This window comes from Microcoleus sp. SVA1B4, assembly GCF_036700545.1.
Lineage (GTDB): Bacteria > Cyanobacteriota > Cyanobacteriia > Cyanobacteriales > Microcoleaceae > Microcoleus.
On record NZ_JAUBPB010000038.1, the window covers coordinates 46,192 to 62,748 of the forward strand.

15 protein-coding genes are annotated in these 16,557 nt (G+C 45.8%); 7 read left to right on the forward strand and 8 right to left on the reverse strand.

Going from position 1 to position 16,557, the window contains the following annotated elements; all coding sequences use genetic code 11:
• Window positions 1-8: 8 nt before the first annotated feature.
• Both QT987_RS17925 and QT987_RS17930 read right to left on the reverse strand, forming a co-directional pair.
• Window positions 9-1,550, reverse strand: coding sequence for a GUN4 domain-containing protein (locus QT987_RS17925; RefSeq protein ID WP_333242381.1), 1,542 nt, complete (start codon window positions 1,548-1,550; stop codon window positions 9-11).
• A 6-nt stretch (window positions 1,551-1,556) separates the two neighbouring features.
• Window positions 1,557-1,967, reverse strand: coding sequence for a Pepco domain-containing protein (locus tag QT987_RS17930; protein ID WP_333242384.1), 411 nt, complete (start codon window positions 1,965-1,967; stop codon window positions 1,557-1,559).
• A gap of 359 nt (window positions 1,968-2,326) precedes the next feature.
• Here QT987_RS17930 and ispG point away from each other — a divergent pair, with 359 nt between their 5' ends.
• Together ispG and ctpC are read left to right on the forward strand one after the other, a co-directional pair.
• Window positions 2,327-3,547: a (E)-4-hydroxy-3-methylbut-2-enyl-diphosphate synthase gene (gene ispG, locus QT987_RS17935; RefSeq protein ID WP_333242385.1), complete on the forward strand. Its 1,221-nt coding sequence runs from the start codon at window positions 2,327-2,329 to the stop codon at window positions 3,545-3,547.
• A gap of 345 nt (window positions 3,548-3,892) precedes the next feature.
• Window positions 3,893-5,248, forward strand: a complete 1,356-nt coding sequence (gene ctpC / locus QT987_RS17940; protein WP_333053137.1) for a carboxyl-terminal processing protease CtpC — start codon at window positions 3,893-3,895, stop codon at window positions 5,246-5,248.
• Window positions 5,249-5,395: 147 nt separating this feature from the next.
• Here ctpC and QT987_RS17945 read toward each other — a convergent pair whose 3' ends face one another.
• The gene (locus QT987_RS17945) at window positions 5,396-5,602 is read right to left on the reverse strand and encodes a DDE transposase family protein (protein ID WP_333242386.1); all 207 of its coding nucleotides are present in this window, start codon (window positions 5,600-5,602) and stop codon (window positions 5,396-5,398) included.
• A 300-nt stretch (window positions 5,603-5,902) separates the two neighbouring features.
• Here QT987_RS17945 and QT987_RS17950 point away from each other — a divergent pair, with 300 nt between their 5' ends.
• The gene (locus tag QT987_RS17950) at window positions 5,903-8,473 is read left to right on the forward strand and encodes a heavy metal translocating P-type ATPase (protein WP_333242387.1); all 2,571 of its coding nucleotides are present in this window, start codon (window positions 5,903-5,905) and stop codon (window positions 8,471-8,473) included.
• 197 nt (window positions 8,474-8,670) lie between these two features.
• On the opposite strand, the gene QT987_RS17955 is transcribed toward QT987_RS17950, so the two are convergent.
• The gene (locus QT987_RS17955) at window positions 8,671-9,018 is read right to left on the reverse strand and encodes a hypothetical protein (protein ID WP_190659999.1); all 348 of its coding nucleotides are present in this window, start codon (window positions 9,016-9,018) and stop codon (window positions 8,671-8,673) included.
• A 105-nt stretch (window positions 9,019-9,123) separates the two neighbouring features.
• Between QT987_RS17955 and tmk the strand changes: the two genes are divergently transcribed.
• On the forward strand, window positions 9,124-9,783 hold the full coding sequence (gene tmk, locus QT987_RS17960) for a dTMP kinase (RefSeq protein ID WP_333242388.1): 660 nt from the start codon (window positions 9,124-9,126) through the stop codon (window positions 9,781-9,783).
• 8 nt (window positions 9,784-9,791) lie between these two features.
• Here tmk and QT987_RS17965 read toward each other — a convergent pair whose 3' ends face one another.
• On the reverse strand, window positions 9,792-11,060 hold the full coding sequence (locus QT987_RS17965; protein WP_333242390.1) for a transposase: 1,269 nt from the start codon (window positions 11,058-11,060) through the stop codon (window positions 9,792-9,794).
• A 504-nt stretch (window positions 11,061-11,564) separates the two neighbouring features.
• Between QT987_RS17965 and QT987_RS17970 the strand changes: the two genes are divergently transcribed.
• The 3 genes from QT987_RS17970 (at window position 11,565) to QT987_RS17980 (ending at window position 14,459) form a co-directional block, all read left to right on the forward strand.
• Entirely contained in the window at window positions 11,565-12,527 is a 963-nt protein-coding gene (locus QT987_RS17970; protein WP_333233085.1) for a DNA polymerase III subunit delta', read from the forward strand.
• 39 nt (window positions 12,528-12,566) lie between these two features.
• Window positions 12,567-13,040, forward strand: a complete 474-nt coding sequence (gene msrA / locus QT987_RS17975) for a peptide-methionine (S)-S-oxide reductase MsrA (RefSeq protein WP_333242394.1) — start codon at window positions 12,567-12,569, stop codon at window positions 13,038-13,040.
• 582 nt (window positions 13,041-13,622) lie between these two features.
• Window positions 13,623-14,459: a metallophosphoesterase gene (locus QT987_RS17980; protein ID WP_333242397.1), complete on the forward strand. Its 837-nt coding sequence runs from the start codon at window positions 13,623-13,625 to the stop codon at window positions 14,457-14,459.
• A 178-nt stretch (window positions 14,460-14,637) separates the two neighbouring features.
• Here the strand turns inward: QT987_RS17980 and rppA are convergent, their stop codons facing one another.
• The 3 genes from rppA to QT987_RS17995 all read right to left on the reverse strand — a co-directional run.
• Window positions 14,638-15,324, reverse strand: a complete 687-nt coding sequence (gene rppA / locus QT987_RS17985) for a two-component system response regulator RppA (RefSeq protein WP_333242400.1) — start codon at window positions 15,322-15,324, stop codon at window positions 14,638-14,640.
• Window positions 15,325-15,383: 59 nt separating this feature from the next.
• The gene (locus tag QT987_RS17990) at window positions 15,384-16,034 is read right to left on the reverse strand and encodes a glutathione S-transferase family protein (protein WP_333053124.1); all 651 of its coding nucleotides are present in this window, start codon (window positions 16,032-16,034) and stop codon (window positions 15,384-15,386) included.
• 183 nt (window positions 16,035-16,217) lie between these two features.
• A partial coding sequence (locus QT987_RS17995) for a hypothetical protein (protein WP_333242404.1) occupies window positions 16,218-16,557 on the reverse strand: 340 nt, incomplete at its 5' end.

Consider the following 16,557-nt stretch of genomic DNA (forward strand, 5'->3'; position numbering starts at 1 on the left):
GCTAAACTTTATAAGTCTCGACGTGAGAGAAGAAGAGCAGCAACCGCGCCACTCCCCTTGATTCTTATATACTCTTGTGAATCCTGTGTTTCAACCCCTTCGGAACGATACAGCCACTGAGCTAATAGCCCAGGAAGGTTGCCAATTTCTGCATTAGAAGCTAATTTTATTTGACTAGCAGACAGCCAGCGACCGCTCAGACGCCATCCCACGCGATCGCCAAACTCTTGCCAAATTTTCTGATCAGATTTCCTAGTTCCTCCTACACTTTCGTAGATATTCTTTTGCACTGAAAAGCCAAAGCGTCCATGACTATATTTTACCCAAAGTAGGTCAATGGTTCCCAAGTCTTCAACAGGAAAGCTATTAATATCTGAATTCATGAGGTAGCCAAGCGATGTGCTATTCGCTACTTCTAGCATTTTTTTAGTGGTTTCCTCATCCGCCTCTTTCCATTTTCCGCTAGCCAGTAAATCACGCAACTTGGTATAGTCTACTCCGCGATAGGATTTGAGAGGAGTATCAGCCTCAGTCGAAATAGTATTAACTACAGGCGTAGATTGTTGAGATAATGGAGATTGCGATCGCTTTTCAACGCTGGCACCAACAGAATTATTTTGAGACGACACCTCATTTTCTCTCCTTGACACAGCAATTTCTTTAATTCCATTAATAGCATCGATATCGCCTGGAGATGCAGCTAATACGCGAATCCACCACTGTTCTGCTATATCCAAATCTTTGTTTACGTGTTGTGCACAATAAGCATCAACTTTCATTTGAGCAACATCATGTACACTTGCATATTGCGGGCAAATAATTAAGTGCGACTTCGCGAGCGGCTCTGCAATAACGTAAGGTGTTTGTCGCACTTTTTCACTTTTGTGTTGCCGGATAAGTTCAGGAACTCGTGAACTCAAATAATGATCCAATCGCTCAACAGTGGCACATTTACCTTGAACACCTAACCCGTCCAGCAGTGCTTTTGTGAAAATACCCTGCTGTAAATCTTCAATTTCATAGGACAATTCATTAGGACTGCAAGAAAAAAAGGTAATAACTCCTTTTTGTCGCGCAACTTCAGCGGCTTGATTGCCGATTCCTTCTCCTGATTTACTCCCTTGATCCCGACAAGCATCCAGAATCAAAATAACATTATCAGCCCCGCAGCGGCGCAGGCGTTCTGTCACGAAATTAATTGGAATTGCCGTATGTTCAATATCTTCCGGATCGCCATCGCAAGGCATCAAATAATCATAGCCGTTATGGCGCCTCCCGTGACCGCTGAAAAAGAACCAAAAGTTATCTCCATCCCTCATAAAAGGTTTTTCAAACATTGTCCTCAAAACTCGCTTCAGATTAATAAAAGAAGGACGAGTTGATTTACCTTTAATATCAGGCGAGTCCTCGGAGAAGAAAAGAACTTTATCGAAGCCCCCCTGCTTACGAAGAAATTCCTGCATTAACTCTGCATCCCGCTTGGCATACTTCAGCGGTTGCAGGAAATCATATTTATTGATGCCAATTGATATCGCCAAATTCTTTCCCATCTCACCTTAAGACTTGCGTTTAAATCTCAACAATACAGTTCTGGTATCTGCAACTTTAGCTCCCAGACCGACTAAACTGAAAGAACCCTCGGCGTTAATCGCAACGGATAACTCAATTTCAGATAACTCGATCGATTTCATGTCAGCTTCCGCATCCGCACGGGTGAACATTTGATCTACCGTTTGCATGAAGTCAACCAATTCTTTTTCTAATTTCTTGATACTGACATTGTGAAGTCGCAAGCTATCAACCGCTTTTGCCGCCTGCTTTTGGGTCGGTTCATTTGGCTGCGCGTCCCAAGTATCACTCCAATCCACACCTATATGTCCCCCATTCTTCGCACCATCAGAACCAGGTGCATCAGGAGACTGATCCGAAGTATCGGCAGTCACAATCCAAATCGTTTCATCTGGCATAAGTGTTTAAGACTCCAAACTATCGAGATATTTTTGCTAAATGCGATCGCGCACAATAACTTTATATTCTACCTAAAATTTATCAACTGTTAAACAAGCCCCGGATTTATCTCTGGAATGGGCATCTTGCCCGCCCACAATGTTAAATTTTAATACTAAAAAATCGATCGCCCTTACCCCCAAAACTACATAACGTGACATACAAGTTCGTAGACGTAAGCCGGGGCGTAGCCATCGTACTTCTATCAAAAATCCTAAATCCCAAAACCTCATTGTCCAAACAGACCCTTTCTATGGCAACCTGAAAAACAGCAGACACATTTTTATAGACCTTAGTAACAGAACACTAGCAACCAGTTATGCAAACTCTGCCGAACCCCACTAAAACCCCCACCACCGAACCAACCTTCGACACCACCATCAAACGCCGCAAAACCCGTCCCGTCAAAGTCGGTAGCGTCACCATCGGCGGCGGCAACCCCGTAGTAGTTCAGTCGATGATTAACGAAGACACCCTCGACATCGACGGTTCAGTCGCCGGAATTCGGCGCTTGCACGAGATTGGCTGCGAAATCGTCCGCGTCACCGTGCCCAGCATGGCCCACGCCAAAGCTTTAGCCGAAATCAAGCAAAAACTGCACGCCACCTACCAACCCGTGCCCCTCGTCGCCGATGTCCACCACAACGGCATGAAAATTGCCCTGGAAGTGGCCAAACACGTAGACAAAGTGAGAATCAATCCCGGACTTTACGTGTTCGAGAAGCCGAAAGCCGACAGAACCGAATACACCGACAGCGAATTCGCGGAAATTGGCGAAAAAATCCGCGAAACCCTGGAACCTCTGGTGATTTCCCTGCGCGACCAAGGCAAAGCTTTGCGAATCGGCGTTAATCACGGTTCCCTCGCCGAACGGATGCTTTTTACCTACGGCGACACGCCCGAAGGGATGGTGGAATCGGCCCTGGAATTCATCAAAATTTGCGAATCCCTCGACTTCCGAAATATCGTAATTTCCCTGAAAGCCTCCCGCGCGCCGGTGATGGTTGCTGCTTACCGCTTGATGGTGCACCGGATGGACGAACTCGGCATGGATTACCCGCTGCATTTGGGCGTGACGGAAGCAGGAGATGGCGAATACGGCCGCATCAAATCCACCGCAGGCCTCGCACCTTTGTTAGCTGACGGTATCGGCGACACCATCCGCGTCTCGCTGACAGAGGCCCCAGAAAAGGAGATTCCCGTTTGCTACAGCATTCTGCAAGCCTTGGGACTGCGGAAAACGATGGTTGAGTATGTCGCTTGTCCTTCCTGCGGTCGCACTTTGTTTAATTTAGAGGAAGTGTTACACAAAGTGAGAGAGGCGACGAAGCATCTCACCGGTTTGGATATAGCAGTAATGGGCTGTATTGTCAATGGGCCTGGAGAAATGGCTGATGCTGATTACGGCTACGTCGGGAAGCAACCGGGTTATATCTCGCTGTACCGGGGCCGGGAAGAAATTAAGAAAGTCCCGGAAGACCGAGGTGTGGCAGAATTGATTGACTTGATTAAATCGGACGATCGCTGGGTCGATCCTTAATTGCTCTCGTTAGCGCAGCCCTCGGAGAGGATCGCCCCTAATGCGTGTTTTAAACCCGGAGATCCCCCCTAACCCCCCTTAGTAAGGGGGGGACAAGAGCGATCTAAGTCTTTGTTAAGGGGGGACAGGTGAGGTTAAAGTCAACCCCTACTCCCCTTCTTAAGGGGGATTTAGGGGGATCTAGGCTTCGATACAAACGAGAAAGACAGAGGGTTTCACTCTTAAGTTGATACCGCAGAACTCAGCAAAGTGGAATAATATATGTACGCCAACTACGACCGAGCCTTGCCTGTGTTAGATTGAGCGTAATTATTCTGAACTCTTTTTCTCCCGCGCGTCAGACAAATGGTTATAACAAAACGAGGGCTTGTTCTAAGTGCAGCAGCGGTGGTACTCACTGCTGTAACTCTTGCGAACACTGGTTGCAGTTCTAAATCTCTGGCTTCTTTTCGGGGAAGCCCTAAAGAGTTAGTTGATGAAGTTTGGCAAATTATTGACAAAAGTTATGTAGATGGCACTTTTAACCAGGTTGACTGGAAAGCGGTGCGGAATGATTATTTGAACCGGACTTATACCAGCGACGACGAAGCTTACAAAGCAATTCGGGAAATGTTGAAGAAGCTGGATGATCCTTATACGCGGTTTATGGACCCTCAAGAGTTCAGAAATATGCAGGTTGAAACTTCTGGGGAACTGACAGGAGTTGGGATTCAGTTGACTCAAGATGAGGAAACCAAAAAGTTGGTGGTGATTTCGCCGATCGAAGATACCCCTGCTTTTAGTGCTGGTATTCTGGCAAAAGATATTATTACTAAGATTGACGGCAAGAGCACAGAAGGCATGGATACGAATCAGGCGGTAAGTTTGATTCGCGGTCAGGTGAATACTGAGGTGACGCTGACTATTTTGCGGGGAAACAAGGAATTAGACTTTAAACTGAAACGCGCTAAAATTGAAATTCATCCTGTGCGGAAGTCGGTGCAGAAAACTCCCATCGGAGAAGTCGGCTATATTCGCTTAAACCAGTTCAGTGCGAATGCTGCATCGGAAATGCGATCGGCAATTAAGGATTTGGAACAGAAAAAGGTAACGGGCTATATTTTAGACTTGCGTTCCAATCCCGGCGGGTTGCTGTACGGAAGTATTGAAATTGCTCGGATGTGGCTCAAAGAAGGTACGATCGTCTCGACGGTCGATCGAGTCGGTGAGGCTGATAAACAAACGGCAAATAAGGGAGCGATCACAGACAAACCGTTAGTTATACTGGTAGACGGCGGTTCAGCAAGTGCTAGCGAGATTCTATCCGGTGCTTTGCAAGACAACAAACGCGCGGTTTTGGTGGGAACAAAGACATTTGGTAAAGGTTTAGTTCAGTCAGTACGAGGCGTGGGAAATGGTGCCGGTTTGGCGGTGACAATTGCCAAGTATTTTACTCCCAACGGCACTGATATCAACAAGGCCGGGATTGAACCGGATTTTAAGGTAGAACTCACCGAGGCTCAAAAACAGGAATTGAGGCGCGATCGCGATAAAATTGCTACGACGGCCGATCCGCAATATGCGAAAGCTATGGAAGTTTTGACAAAGCAAGTTACTGGTAAAACAGGGAACAATAAGGCGGAGGCGAAACCGAATGCTGCGCCAGCTAAGCCGAATGCGGCGCAAGCAAAACCGAGTGCGGCACCGGCTAAATCCAAGTAGTTTTTAGTCACAAAAACTTCAGTAAAGAAGGAGTAAAGTCCTCACTACGAACCAGGTTTGTAGTGAGGACTTTAGTCCTTCTTATCTTCAATCTTCAATCTTCAATCTTCAATCTAAAATCTAAAATCTAAAATCTAAAATCTAAAATTAGGTTGGTTGGCATTTGCCGGCGCGAATTAAACCGATGCGGCGGGCGATGGCATCTTCGGCCGAATCGTAAGGGCCCCACTTTTCAATAATACTGGGGTTTTGTTCTTCGAGTTGCGCGATCGTCTGCGAGGGCTCCGCCAACGGCAAAATCTCGCAATTACCGGCAGGACGTTTGATAATATAAAATTTGGGTGTTTCTGTCATAGCTAAATTCGTCAAATAAAAGCTGGATATTAACTAGGCAATGGGATCATTATATCAAATAAGTAAACGGCAATGCGGTGTCCCAAGTGTGCCTTAGCATTAAACTCGCAGTCAGAAAGTAGTTGAAACCCCTACCGGACTGCGGATTTAACCGCCGGGAACTAATAAGAATTAAAAAAAACTAACACTTTCGGAAGATGTCACAAAATTTATCTATGATAAAAATATAGACATTTGTCTAAACAGTGCATTAAATCCTTTCAAAAGCACCCAAATATTCTAATCAATACCAAAAAAACCATGCAATTTCTACCCAAAACCATCCCCGAAATTCAACCAGAAATCATATCAGTTAAAGAATCACCGCCAGAACTTGTTACTTTCGATGTCGGGGGGATGAAATGTGCTGGTTGCGCGAAAGCTGTGGAACGCCAACTCATGCAGTATTCAGGCGTAATTTCAGCTTGCGTTAACTTAGCCGTAGAAGTCGCGACGGTTGAGTGTCAACCGGGGACTGTCGATGCAGAAGCTTTAGCGAAAAAGTTGACTGATAATGGATTTCCCTCTCAGTCTCGTTTAGGGGAAAATCAGCGGGAAGCAGAAGCGGCAACAATTGAACGGCGACGGCAAGAAATTCGACAGCAAATCAAGCAATTGACGATCGCCCTAATCCTAATTATTCTATCCGGTTTAGGTCACGTACTCGGCACAAAAGCCCCAATTCTCAGCAATATTTGGTTTCACTGGGGACTCGCCACCCTAGCTTTGCTGCTACCGGGCCGCCCGATTATCGTTGATGGGTGCCGCAGTTTGTGGCGAAATGCACCCAACATGAATACTTTGGTGGCTTTAGGCGCTGTCACAGCTTACACCGCTAGCAACGCGGCGCTGCTGTTTCCACGGATGGGATGGGAGTGCTTTTTTGACGAACCGGTGATGCTGCTGGGCTTTATTTTGTTGGGCAAAACTCTCGAACAGCAAGCCAGACGGCGCGCTGCATCAGCTTTGCAAGCTTTAATCGCATTGCAACCAGCGAAAGCCCGCTTAGTAGATTTTAAACTCGCAAATTTAGATTTGCGATCGGAAGAATTGCCTTTAAATTCGACATCAGAGGTCTACGATCCACAATACATTGAAATTCCAGCCGATCGCGTCCGAGTCGGAGAATGGCTGCAAGTTTTGCCAGGGGAAAAAATACCGGTAGATGGTGAAATCTGCGAAGGCAAAACAACGATAGATGAGTCGATGCTGACTGGCGAATCGATGCCGGTTTTGAAGCAACCGGGAGATACAGTTGCGGCGGGAACTATCAATAAATCCGGGGCAGTTGTGATGCGCGCAAGTCGCACCGGTAAGGAAACAACTGTAGCTCAAATAGTGGCTTTGGTACAGGCAGCCCAAACTCGCAAAGCGCCGATTCAAAATTTAGCTGATACTGTCGCGGGATATTTTGTGTATGGGGTAATGGCGATATCGGTTTTAACTTTCCTATTTTGGTATTTTGCCGGCACTCATATTTGGCCTTCTGTGCTTTTAGGACAGGGGGCAATGAATATGGGGCATGGGGCAATGAATATGGGAAATGAATTGCCAATTATCCATTATCAATCCCCTTTGCTGTTAAGTTTGAAATTGGCGATCGCAGTTTTAGTCATTGCTTGTCCTTGCGCTTTGGGATTGGCTACCCCAACTGCAATTTTAGTCGGTTCTGGCATCGGGGCGGAGCGCGGACTTTTAATTCGCGGTGGTGATGTTTTAGAACGGGTGCATCAATTAGATACGGTGGTTTTTGACAAGACTGGCACTCTGACAACCGGGAATCTTACACTCACAGATTATTTGCCGATTTTCCAGAATTCGGAGTGGGATTTGAACTCAGATATTAATGTTGGCAACAGGCAAGATGCCTGTTCCACAATTGATGGGGTTTCTGGCAACAAACAAGATGTTTGTTCCACAATTGATGGGGTTTCTGGTAACAGGCAAGATGCCTGTTCCACAATTGACTCAAAACTGCTGCAAATTGCGGCGGCGGTGGAAAGGGGCGCTTCTCATCCCATCGCGGCAGCGATTTTGCTGGAAGCTCAACAGCAAGGTTTGCCGCTGCTAGCTGCTGAGGATTTCTGCACGGAACCGGGCTTGGGGGTTTCGGCTTTGGTGGAGGGCCGGCGGGTGTTCGCGGGGAATGCGGAGTGGATGAAGGAGCAGGGGGTCGCTGTGGCGACGGAATTGTCGGAGTCTTTGCAAGGCAAAACGGCGGTTTACGTGGCTTCTGGGGGCGTTTTGCTGGGGGTAATCGGGCTAAAAGATACTCTGAGGCCGGATGCTAAGGCGACGGTGGAACGTTTGCGGGGCATGGGATTGCGGGTGATGATGCTGACGGGGGATACGCCGTCTGCGGCGGCGGTGACGGCGCAGCAGCTAGGTTTGGCGGCGGCTGATGTTTTGGCCGGGGTGCGGCCGGAGGGGAAGGCGAGGGCGATCGCGACTTTGCAAGCCCAAGGCTGTAAAGTGGCTGTGGTGGGGGATGGTATCAATGACGCCCCTGCTTTGGCTCAAGCTGATGTCGGTATTGGTTTGCACTGCGGCACTGATGTAGCAGTGGAAACTGCTCAAATTGTGCTGATGCGAAATGCTTTGATGGATGTTGTTGAGTCGATCGAGCTGGGGCGCGCTACTTTTAATAAGATTCGCCAAAATTTATTTTGGGCTTTTGGTTACAATACTCTGGGAATTCCGGTAGCCGCAGGTATCTTGCTGCCTGCAACCGGAATTCTACTCAGTCCTGCGGCGGCTGGAGCATTTATGGCGTTTAGTTCTGTTAGCGTGGTGACAAATTCTTTGTTTTTGCGCCGGGGATTTCGAGCTTAAGTTTAGGGATTGCATATAAAAGTCGGAGGCCATCGGTCATTAGCTAGAAACTAATGACTAATGGCCTCATACCAAGACGGATACAAGCCCCCCACACCAGGAGTCGAGACCAAAGAAGTTTCGACGTTAGTTCGAGGCCCCAGATTTATCTGTGGAGTCACTCTAAAATCTAAAATGTAAACTCGACTGACTGATGGCTAGAGTGCCATACTTTCCAAAAGTCGCCAGTTATTGTTGTTCATAATTGAACGACTCACTAGCTCGAACATTTGACGGCAGTGGTTGTTGGTTTGCAGGGGCAGTTCTTCGTTTTTAATCACGAAGTTCATGCGAACCTCTGAGTCGCTGGCCGTGTTTTTCTCAATTAGGACTTCTGCGGTGACAAGTTTGGCAATGGAAACTTGACCGGGAAGCTCGCGAGCCATGACGGAATCTCCTGTATTGTAGATAATATCAAGATTGCATGACTCTAAAATTTCAATCAGGGATTGACGGAGACGGTCGATCGGAACGGCAACGATAAAAAAACCAGTATAGCGAGCCATAGACAACTCCAGCCGTGAGGCATTTAGACTTTATTATCATACCGAACCTAGAACAGATGCACAGAACAATATGGATTTATTTTATTCAGGTGGAAAGTTAGGGCAATGAAAGGCAAACTTATCGTGTTTGAGGGGGTTGAAGGTGCGGGTAAAACTACGCAAATGCAGCGCTTGATACAGTTCCTGCAAGTAAGTTGCTTTCTGAGAGTCCGCTTGGTGGCTACTCGCGAACCGGGGGGTACTGAGCTGGGAAGGGGACTGCGACATTTGCTGCTGAAACAAGATGGGGGCGAATCTGTATCCGATCGAGCAGAATTACTCATGTACGCTGCCGATCGCGCTCAACACGTCGAAACTTTTCTCAAACCCGAGTTATCGAAAGGAACGATTGTTTTATGCGATCGCTTTACTGACTCTACGATCGCTTATCAGGGCTACGGCCGCGGTCTTAATTTAAATTTAATTAAGCAGTTGAATGACATTGCCACCGGCGGCTTGGAAAGCGATCTGACTTTGTGGCTGGATATTGATGTGGAGGAGGGTTTGGCGAGGGTAAGGGCTCGCGGAGGGTGCGATCGGATCGAGCAAGCGGATTTGAAGTTTCACCGCCTTGTGCAGCAAGGTTTTTCGGAGTTAGCCGAGGCAAATAAATCTCGAATTGTTCGCATAAATGCCGATCGGCCTGAATATGAAGTCGCTCAGGAAATTCAAGCTATTGTAACTCGCCGGTTAGAAGCTTGGGGATATTTAAATAATAGCTGGTAAAAGTATAGTCATTTATAGACATGGGAGGCGTTAAGCCCCTCCCCTTTCACTTTTACTTTGAGCGGATTGACCCGCCTCGGCTGAACTACGCAGCTCCCTATCCCATCGCTGAACGCATTTGGGATTGCTTTTCTGAGAATATTAAAAGATCCGTTGACATCGGAATTAATTAGTTGACCAGTCGATGTTTTGTACAAGCCTCGTTTGACCCGTTTCCCAGTAAAGACAGGTTCTTTTTCTGTTTTCCCGTAAACAGGAATTGGGTCTAATCCCAAAAAGTTTGCCCGTGACGTGAAAGATTCTTCCTGCACGATTACCTGAATTCCAACCAAGAAAGCTTTGTATTCCAACATCTCAATTAATCGAGCGTGAGGAATACTGACAAAATTTTGGTTAGTCTGCTTTCCTAGGTTAATTTCAGTTTTCCACTGTGCGTTTTTGCCAATTACTAGCGTCCCAATTTGTTGTGCGACCAAAATATCGACAATCCTACGACTGGTATGATGCAAATAATTATCTACTTTTTGGTGGCGACAGCGGGTTAAGCGTTGAATACGTAACGAGGTTTTGCGACTCCCTTTTAATTGGGATTGTAATTGTGCTTTACGCTTGTTATAGAACTGGTTGATCGATTTTAATTGTCGCCCGTTAATCAACAGTGGAATAAATCCTGGTTGATTTGAAGTTAGCGCCACTAAATTATCCAGTCCCAAATCAATACTAGCTACAAAGCTGTCGTTACTAGCGGTGGACTCCGGTTCATCATAAATCACCTCAATTACATAAGAATCACACTTGGGAACCAACCTAACTTGACAAATCCGATCGGGATTTACTTTCGTTTTGACTGAAAGTTCAGTACCAGAAAGTTTAATGACTCCTTTCTTCAACTCTTTGCTGCTAATTGCTTGAATGGTGTAGACGAGAAGGTTTCGCCCTTTGGTTTTGTCTTTATACTTTGGCAATTTCGGGCGACCAGTAAATTTTGAAGAATCAGCTTTGTAAGTTTTAGCTGCTTCAAAAAACGATTTCCAATTCTTGTCTAACACCATCAAGATTTGCTGGCTTACTTTAGCAGGCAAAGCCTTGTATGCTTCATGAGACTTCATCAAACGGTTCATTTCGTTGTAATTGACATAGCCCCATCCATAAATAAAGCTCTGACGAATGACGTAATTGGCGGCATTGTAGAGGTTTTTGGATTTAAAGGCTAGTTCGTCAATTTCAGTAAAACGGTGTTCCGTCGATTTAATGATGTGCCTCTCTGTTAGCTGCATTTGAGACTTTCGTTCTTTGATGTGTGCGTATTCCTTGTCAACTCATAGCGATATGATACCATTATTGTTTATAATTGCTTATAAACTCAATGAAGATTTACAATACCAATTCTGAAAAATAGCGCTAGATAATCTGTAGAGACACGGCAATGCCCTGTCCGGCTCCGGCAACTTACAATTTAACATTCTTAACTCAAAACAATTATTGAGCAGTCCGTTAAAACACAATAACCTTTTGGTATTATAGCAACCACCCCGACGCTTAAGATGTTATTAATTGCTGAAGCCCTAGATTTTATTCCTTCATCCTTCATCCTGATATCCGTTACATCTGATATCTTGCACCATTCTCAATTACTTGTTTAGGAACAGGCAAGATGCCTGTTCCACAAGAAAATTCACTCTTTGTGGAACAGGCATCTTGCCTGTTCCTGAGAATGGTGCAAGATGTGAGTTACATCCGTTACATAATCCGTTGCCGAACTTCCTTCTTCCTGAGCAAACATGAATTATTTTACATCATTAATCGGACAAGAGCGAGCAGTAGAATTGCTAACTCAAGCAGTCGAGCGAAACCGAATTGCTCCTGGTTATTTATTTGTCGGCTCTAACGGCATCGGCAAAAGTTTAGCCGCTCAGTGTTTCATCGAGCTTTTATTCTCAGCCAATATTCCCGAAACCAGACTAATAGCCTCCGTGCAAAATCGCGTGAGACAGCGAAATCATCCAGACTTACTTTGGGTAGAACCAACTTACATGAACCAAGGCAAACGGCTTACACCAAAGGAAGCAGAGGAAGCCGGTTTAAAGCGGAAAGCACCACCACAAATTCGCTTAGAACAAGTTCGAGAAATCAGTAATTTTCTCAGCAGACCGCCGCTAGAAGCAGCACGTTCAGTCGTAGTGTTGGAACAAGCAGAAACAATGGCTGAGGGAGCCGCTAACGGCTTATTGAAGACATTGGAAGAACCGGGAAAAGCGGCCCTAATTTTAATTGCTCCGACAGTGGAACTTTTGCTGCCAACTTTAATTTCGCGTTGTCAAAAAATTTCGTTTTCTCGGCTGAATCCCGAAGCAATGGCACAAGTTTTGCAGCAAGCGGGATTCGCGGAGATTTTGAATCATTCCGAGGTACTGGGGATGGCTCAGGGCAGTCCTGGGGAGGCGATTTCTATTTGGCAGCAACTGCAATCAATACCCGATGATTTGCTGCAAAAGGTGAAGCAGTTGCCTCAAAATCTGCGGTCTGCTTTGGAATTGGCAAAGGAAATTGATAAAACTTTAGATACTGAATCTCAGTTGTGGTTAATCGATTATTTACAACACTGTTATTGGCAGCAATTTTTGGCAGGGGGAATTAGTCGATCGCCCCTAGAGCCCTTGGAGAAAGCACGACAATATTTGTTAAACTACGTACAGCCGCGATTAGTTTGGGAATGCACACTTATGGGGATATGTCAAGCATAATTTATTGCCAAGTTTGAACCCAATACGATGAGTAACACGATGGAAAAAGCCACATTTGCCGCCGGTTGTTTTTGGGGAGTTGAACACAAGTTTCGCGCCGTTGCGGGTGTCGTCTCGACTGCTGCGGGCTACACAGGAGGTCACTGGCCGAATCCTTGCTACCTGGATGTTTGCGCCAGAGTCACTGGTCACGCTGAATCTGTGCTGATAGAGTACGATCGATCGCAGGTGAGTTACGAAGCACTGCTAGAGGTATTCTGGAACTGTCACGATCCTACCCAAATCAATCGCCAAGGCCCCGACAGAGGCGAACAGTACAGGTCGGTGATTTTTTATCACAATTCCGAACAAGAAAAAGCCGCGCGCGCCTCCAAACAAAAATTGCAAATTTCGGGTAAATACGACAAAGATATTGCCACCGAAATCAAACCTGCTGCTGAATTTTATATGGCAGAGGATTACCACCAGCAATATATTGAGAAGAAGCGGCATTCGTCAAAAGTTATTAGTTAAGAAGTAGGCAGACTCGACAAACAATAAAAAATATTAGGGGCGGGTAAGGCAATGATCTATACTAGCCACCAGTTTATTATTAATGCAAAACTCTGCCTCCCCTACGCCATGTTTATTTCCATTTACTTAGGAATGAGAATTAAATAACTTCCACTCTTGAAAGTGGGATGGGCGTCCCGCCCGTCCTTTTTGGACGGGCGGGACGCCCATCCCACAATAACAATTAAAATTGTAAGTTATTTAATTCGCGATCCTTAGTAATAAATCATTAGTGATGAGATAGTGTTTGGTAGGGGCAATCCCCGCGTGGTAAGCCGATGCGATGGGGATTTCGCTTGTCATTTTTTTATAAAAATGCTGTAGTAGTTGGGGGCGTAAAACCCAAACAATTTTGCAAGAAAGCCTAACTGAAGATTAGGTATTTTTGTTTCATTTTTATTGAGTAATCCCACTTTTTGCGTCCCGGACTGTAGTCATTAGTCAGAGGACAGAAGGAAAAGGGAAGAATATCTAGTTTGGCAGTCTTGCTTGTTTATTTGCTAAGCTAGAGGTAGCGCTCTGTCATCAATAAACTTTAGATTTATGCACAGGTTATTAACTGGGAAACTGCGAATAGAGTATTTAACAATACCAATCGCCAATCTTCCAGCAAATCTATCCGGTACTAAAATTGTACAGCTTACGGACTTTCACTATGACGGGGTGCGGCTGTCGGAATGGTTGCTAGAAGAGGCGATTGCTGCGGCAAATGAAGCTGAACCCGATCTAATTTTTTTAACCGGTGACTTTATTAGCTACGATCCCGCACCTATTTACGGCTTAGTGCAGCGATTGAAAAACTTGCAAAGTCGGGTAGGAATTTACGCGGTTTTGGGCAATCACGACCACTATTGGCCAAGGGCAAAAACCGAGGTTACTAATGCTTTAAATAGCGTCGGAATTCGGGTTTTGTACAACGAAGCAATCTATCCTTTGGGGTCTGAATTGGCTTTAGTTGGGTTAGCAGATTTTTGGTCGGGCGATTTTGCGCCTAAACCTGTAATGGCATCCATAAATCCCGCAATTCCTCGGATTGTCTTGTCTCACAATCCTGATACTGCTGAAAATCTGCAAAATTGGCGGATTGATTTGCAGTTTTCTGGGCACACTCACGGCGGTCAAATCGTTATTCCTGGTATCGGCCCTTTGTACGCTTGGGTCAGAAAAATTGGCTATTTTATTCCTAAACGAATCCGAAAGTTCATTCCTTTTCTGTCGGCTTGGGATCGAGTAGTTACTCACTGGGAATGGGCTAGCGGTTTGCATCAGGTTGGGAGTAATTTGCTGTACGTGAATCGCGGTTTGGGGACTTATGCGCCGGGAAGACTATTTTGTCCGCCGGAGGTGACAGTAATTACTTTGGTTTGTCAAGATACGTAAAGGCTGGTTTAGGGTGCACACTTTCCCGATAATAGATAATATAGCCGAAGGAAAAAGGAAGTTCGGCAACGGATTATGTAACGGATGTAACGGATGTAACGGATGTAATGGATGTCAGTCCGAGGGAAGAGGGAAGAGGGAAGAAGTAAAAATGATTTTTGTACAATTTCTATGATTTTTAATTGGCTTCTCCAAAGCGATAGCCTCTGCCATAGACTGTGTGAATTAGGACAGATTCGCCCGGAACTTCTATTTTGCGGCGCAGCAGGCGAATTTGAGCGGCTAATACATTGCTGCTGGGTTTTTCTGCTTCACTCCACAAATACTGGTGGATTTGTTCGTGTGTTAGCAATTGACCGGTATGGCGCATTAAGTATTCTAATAACTGACATTCTTTTTCTGATAAGTCAATTGTGCGATCGCCCCGATAAGCTAATTGATTGTCGTAGTCTAGCTGTAAATCTGCAACTTGCAGCCGCCCGACAGCAACCTCGGCATCAAAAGTAGGAGGCCGCCGCAGCAAGGCGCGGACTCTGGCTAGCAATTCTCGCAGTTCAAAAGGTTTGACTAAATAGTCGTCTGCACCCGCGTCGAGTCCTTGTACGCGATCGTCTACGGTATCTTTGGCGGTGAGAAATAGCACTGGCGTATTCCGTCCTTGCGATCGCAATTTCTGGCAAATTGCCAGTCCGGTTTGTCTCGGTAGCATCCAATCCAAAATTAGCAAATCGTAATTGCCCTGCATTGCTAAATTGATGCCACTTGCCCCGTCAAATGCCACATCAACTGTATAACCTTCGCGCGTTAAAACTCGACTTAAAGGGTCAGTCAACTCAACTTCATCATCAACTAAAAGAATCCGCATCCTGATTTCATATTTGAGACTTGAAATTTGAGATTTGAGTTTAAGTAAACTGATTTTTCCTAGATTTTCATGTGTGGAATACTTTCCGTTTCGCTGTAAGCTGCTGCTACCCATTCCTGGATGGCAGGCAAGGCCAAAATCGCATCCGCATAAGCTTTTGTTACTGAATCTAATTTGACTCCGTAGGTGACAAAACGCATCACAACGGGGGCAAACATAGCGTCAACAATTGTGAATTTTCCGAATAGCATATTGCCACCTGTTCCGAATTTTTGACGGCATTCGCGCCAAATGGCAAAGATGCGATCGATCTCTGCTTCTACACCGGGAGTCCTCCCTTCTCCCGGATAGCGGTTGCGGCAGTCCATCGGCATATTGTCGCGCAAATTTTGGAAACCCGCGTGCATTTCGGCGCAGATGGAACGGGCGATCGCCCGTTGGGCTACATCTGTCGGCCACAAATCATTTGCAAAACGTTCTGCAACGTATTCGCAAATTGCTAAAGATTCCCACACTTTCAAGTCGCCGTCGATTAAAACTGGCACTTTTCCCGAAGGAGAATAGCGCCGAATTTCCTCATGGGTTGTCGGCCAGTCTAAGGGGATTCTCACCTCGGCAAATTCCAGTCCAGCTTGTTTCATCGCCAGCCAAGCGCGCAGCGACCAAGAGGAATAATTTTTGTTGCCGATTACCAGAGTCAATTTGGTCATAATGTAGCTGTCAGCTATTTCAGATCGTCCGTGCAATTTTAAGTTTTAGAGTTGAATATACAAAGCCGTGAGACACAATGGCGATCGGGCGATCGGCCCGTTTTCTGCACCAGCCTCTGCAAGCATTTTACCAAAAAATTGGGTCTAAAGCCCCGTCCTTCTAGGACGACTTTTTATTCTTGGTCATGATAATATTGTAATGTGGCTAGGGTATTCAACCACATTAAAAACCCAGTCGCCTGAAGGCAACGCACCTTGAAAACTGAAGTTATGGGCTTGAGCGCAGAAAAGCTTGCGCGGGTAAAAACTTCGAGCAACAAGTACGCCTAGAAACCTGTATTTTGGGTTTTGAATTGTACCGTGGGGCACACGGGAACAAGACTCTGCAATGAGTCGAAAGCTTGAGGACAGAACCATCTTGCGGTAAGTACAGGAAGCTGTACTTATTAAGGAATGAGAATTAAATAACTTCCACAAGTTTGTGGGATGGGCGTCCCGCCCGTCCAAAACGGACGGGCGGGAC